This is a genomic window from Aeromicrobium sp. PFPM2_SD2 (assembly GCF_057364525.1).
On record NZ_JBNFNZ010000313.1, the window covers coordinates 1 to 2948 of the forward strand.

Annotated in this window: 3 protein-coding genes and 1 pseudogene; 1 reads left to right on the forward strand and 3 read right to left on the reverse strand. The window is 71.6% G+C overall.

The features are described 5' to 3' along the window. From AC2W7G_RS12715 to AC2W7G_RS12725, 3 genes and pseudogenes are all read right to left on the reverse strand, one after another. Positions 1-249, reverse strand: a 249-nt coding sequence (locus AC2W7G_RS12715; RefSeq protein ID WP_485868763.1) for an ATP-binding protein, incomplete at its 3' end; no start/stop codon positions are given. Positions 250-254: 5 nt separating this feature from the next. Then, complete coding sequence (locus AC2W7G_RS12720; RefSeq protein ID WP_485868764.1) at positions 255-422, reverse strand: hypothetical protein; 168 nt, start codon at positions 420-422, stop codon at positions 255-257. A 132-nt stretch (positions 423-554) separates the two neighbouring features. Then, positions 555-2483: pseudogene (locus AC2W7G_RS12725) on the reverse strand (TIGR03960 family B12-binding radical SAM protein). A gap of 201 nt (positions 2484-2684) precedes the next feature. On the opposite strand from AC2W7G_RS12725, the gene AC2W7G_RS12730 reads away from it, so the two are divergent. Continuing rightward, on the forward strand, positions 2685-2948 hold a 264-nt coding region (locus tag AC2W7G_RS12730; RefSeq protein WP_485868765.1), incomplete at its 3' end, for a hypothetical protein.

Consider the following 2948-nt stretch of genomic DNA (forward strand, 5'->3'; position numbering starts at 1 on the left):
CTGCCGGGCCACGTCGCCGAGCGCCGCGTAGGGCAGCGAGTCACCGCCGAAGTCGACGCACTGGCCGCGCAGGACGTGCCGGTCGCCGGCGCGGCGGCACAGCTCGTCGACGAGACGGGACTTGCCGATGCCGGCCTCGCCGGAGACCACGACGGCGCGGAGCCGCTCGCGGCTGGCCTCGAGGGCGTCGGTGAGGGTGCCGAGCGCAGCCTGGCGTCCGACCAGGACGGACGAGACACCGGGCAGCACGGCGCTCAGTGTGCCACCGCGCGCCGACGGAACGACAGGAACGGGCGGCGGTGCGTCCGGCGGCGGGTGCCGGTGCCGTTGCGCTCGGCCACCGTCCGGCGGCGCTCGAGGAGCATGGCCAGCTCGCGCTCGCGCTCGGCGGCCTGGTTGAGGGCGAAGAGATCGGTGTACATGGTGTCCTCCTTCGGAACACCTTCAATCTCGTCGCTGAGGCACCCCGGCCACATCGGGCAAGCGTCCTAGACGCGCGCCGGGGCTACCTCAGATCCGGTCCCGGACGTCCTAGGACGCCCGGGGACCGCGACTCAGACCACGCTGAGCGGGAGCAGCTTCTTGCCCGTGGGGCCGATCTGGATGTCGGTGTCCATGGCCGGGCAGACGCCGCAGTCGTAGCAGGGCGTCCAGCGGCAGTCCTCGACCTCGACCGAGTCGTCGGCGTTGAGCGCGTCCTGCCAGTCCTCCCACAGCCAGTCGCGGTCCAGGCCCGAGTCGAGGTGGTCCCACGGGAGCACCTCGTCGTAGTCGCGCTCGCGGGTCGTGTACCAGTCCAGGTCGACGCCCGTGCCGGCCAGGGCCAGCGCGGCCTGCTCGGACCAGCGCTCGAAGCTGAAGTGCTCGCTCCAGCCGTCGAAGCGGCCGCCGTCGCGCCAGACGGCCTCGACGACCTTGCCGACCCGGCGGTCGCCGCGCGACAGCAGTCCCTCGATCGTGCCCGGCTTCCCGTCGTGGTAGCGGAAGCCGATCGCGCGGCCGAACTTCTTGTCCGACTGCACCGAGGCGCGGAGCTTGCGCAGGCGCTCGTCGGTGGTCTCGTGGTCGAGCTGGGCGGCCCACTGGAACGGCGTGTGCGGCTTGGGCACGAAGCCGCCGATGGACACGGTGCAGCGGATGTCCTTGCGGCCGGACACCTCGCGGCCGGTCTCGATGACCTTCTTGGCCAGCTCGCCGATCTGCAGGACGTCCTCGTCGGTCTCGGTCGGCAGGCCGCACATGAAGTACAGCTTCACCTGGCGCCAGCCGTGCGAGTACGCGGCGGCGACGGTCCGGATGAGGTCCTCCTCGGTCACCATCTTGTTGATGACCTTGCGCAGGCGCTCGCTGCCGCCTCGGCGCGAACGTCAGGCCGGAGCGACGGCCGTTGCGGCTGAACTCGTTGGCCAGCGTGATGTTGAAGGCGTCCACGCGCGTGCTCGGCAGGCTCAGCGACGTGTTGGAGCCCTCGTAGCGGTCGGCCAGCTGGGTGGCGAGCTCGCCGATCTCGGTGTGGTCGGCGCTGGAGAGGCTGAGCAGTCCGACCTCGTCCAGGCCGGTCTTGTCCAGGCCGTTCTGCACCATCTCGCCGATGCCCTGCAGCGAGCGCTCGCGCACCGGGCGGGTGATCATGCCGGCCTGGCAGAAGCGGCAGCCGCGCGTGCAGCCGCGGAAGATCTCGACGCTGAACCGCTCGTGGACGGTCTCGGCCAGCGGCACGAGCGGGTTCTTGGGGTACGGCCACGCGTCCAGGTCCATGAGCGTGTGCTTGGCGACCTTCCACGGCACGCCGGGACGGTTCGGCACGACCTTCTCGATGCGGCCGTCGGGCAGGTACGTGACGTCGTAGAAGCGGGGCACGTAGACGCCGCCGGACTTGGCCAGGCGCAGCAGCACCTCGTCGCGTCCGCCGGGGCGGCCCTCGGCCTTCCACTCGCGGAGACGTCGCTGATGGCCAGGACGATCTCCTCGCCGTCGCCCAGCACGGCGGCGTCCAGGAAGTCGGCGACCGGCTCGGGGTTGAAGGCGCTGTGGCCGCCGGCGAGGACGATCGGGTGCTCGTCGGTGCGGTCGGCGCTGTGGAGCGGGACGCCCGCGAGGTCGAGCGCGGTGAGCATGTTGGTGTAGCCGAGCTCGGTGGAGAAGCTCAGGCCCAGCACGTCGAACGCGGCGACCGGACGGTGGCTGTCGACGGTGAACTGCGGGATGCCGTGGGTGCGCATGACCTGCTCCATGTCGGGCAGGACGGCGTAGGTGCGCTCGGCCAGGATCCAGTCACGCTCGTTGAGGATCTCGTAGAGGATCTGGACGCCCTGGTTGGGCAGGCCGACCTCGTACGCGTCGGGGTACATGAGGGCCCACCGCACCTGCGCGGAGTCCCACTCCTTGACGGTGCTGTTCAGCTCGCCGCCGACGTACTGGATCGGCTTGCTGATGCTCGGCAGGAGGGGCTCGAGGCGGGGGAACACGGACTCGACGGACATGCCTCCCAGCGTAGGCGCTCGTCCCGCCCGGCCGGTAATCCCGGCAGGTGGACGCATCTTCATGCGTTCGGGTCGTGGCGGGCACGCATCTTCATGCGTTCGGGTCGCCGGGACCGCCCGGACGCAGGAAGGTGCGTCGCGCCCCATCCGGTTGTGGACGACGACGGGCGGCGGACGAGCAGGCGGGGGCAGGGTCGCGGGATGACCGACGTCCTGCGCACCGCCGAGGCCCACGCCCGCTGGGGACGTCCGGCCGTCCGTCATCGGCTGGCCCGAGGGCTGTGGCAGTCCCCGTGCCGTGGCGTGGTGGTGACGCACAACGGTCCGCTCGGGGCCGACGAGCTCCTGCGGGTCGCGCTGGCGTCCACCGGACCGACGGCGGCGCTCGGCGGGCTGACCGCGCTGCTCGTGGACGGCCTGACTGGGTTCCGGACGGTCCCGCCGCACCTCGTCCTGCCGCCCGGG